This window comes from Psychrobacter sp. AOP5-GZ1-6 (assembly GCF_052376345.1).
In the GTDB taxonomy this organism is placed as follows: domain Bacteria; phylum Pseudomonadota; class Gammaproteobacteria; order Pseudomonadales; family Moraxellaceae; genus Psychrobacter.
This window is the reverse complement of the sequence record NZ_JBQSVP010000289.1, coordinates 1-1,028: the sequence shown is the minus strand read 5'-3', so window position 1 is coordinate 1,028 and position 1,028 is coordinate 1. Positions and strand designations below refer to the sequence as shown.

Genomic DNA, 1,028 nt, shown 5'->3' with positions numbered 1-1,028 from the left:
TTATCACTGCCATTACTGTCATCGGATTGCCAGTGGTATCTGATATGAGCACGGTGGTTACGGTCATGGGTGATAGCACTGCTGTCTGTGTCTATGATACTGGCACTCATGAGTCCTGTCAGACTCGGATGCGGTTGCCCAAGTTCGCTTAACTGTGCGCCATAGGGAATATGGTGATGATGCGGAAACGGTAGGTAGCAGGCATTGATGTGATGAACGTTGTTGTTATTATTGTCATTGTCGTCATCATTTTCATGACTGGCATGGTTGGTATTAGGCTGCAAGGTAATAGGGTCAAAGGCAACTGCGCCCAACCAGTCTGCGGGTATATGATTGTTAATGTGCTGATGTATGGAGACGAGACTGATCGGATCGGTCAGATAAGGATTGCCATCGATATAGTGGGCGCTTGGCAGATTCAGATGACGGATATTACCAGTTAGGCTGCCAAGGTTGGCAAGCTGCTGTGCGCTCTGTTGGTAGCGGGCGGTCAGCGCAGTGAGTCCGTCGTCATTTAGGTGGCTATGACTGTGTAAGAAGCGACTGTGGATACTAGGGCTGTCCGAGTCAATAGATTGCTCACTGGTGCTACTGCCAGTATAGGTGCCAACTAAGCGGTTGTCGTAACGATATAGGTCACTCTGCTGAGTGTGCTGGGCAACTTGTGAACGAATGGCGGTGATGCGGTCTTGTCTGTCAGCGAGGTTGGCTGGGTTTTGACTCAAGATGCTTTGAATGTCATTGGCATCCGGACGTAGTATTTCACCATCATGAGGTAGTAGTACTAGCGTGTGGCTGTCTGCTTCGTGACGGTAGCTTTTCTCAAGTGACAGACTCTCACAAACGAGTGAAAAATCTGCTTAATAGGCACGGACATCGACTATTATTTCTACCAGCCTATAGCCCTGACTTGAACCCCATCGAAAAGAAGTGGGCGCAGGCTAAGTTTCTACGCCAAGGGTGGATGGAGAATAATTTACCAAAACTGTTTCATGATATGGGATGCACTTCTTTTATCTTGGATTGAC

General features: G+C 48.2%; 2 protein-coding genes. One reads left to right on the top strand and one right to left on the bottom strand.

Annotated elements, in window-relative coordinates:
• Positions 1-725, bottom strand: a 725-nt coding sequence (locus tag ACT3RN_RS15815) for a hypothetical protein (protein ID WP_444518837.1), incomplete at its 3' end; no start/stop codon positions are given.
• A gap of 101 nt (positions 726-826) precedes the next feature.
• On the opposite strand from ACT3RN_RS15815, the gene ACT3RN_RS15810 reads away from it, so the two are divergent.
• Positions 827-1,027 carry a transposase gene (locus ACT3RN_RS15810; RefSeq protein ID WP_444518836.1) on the top strand — a complete coding sequence of 67 codons (201 nt, stop codon included), beginning with the start codon at positions 827-829 and terminating at the stop codon, positions 1,025-1,027.
• Position 1,028 lies beyond the last annotated feature (1 nt).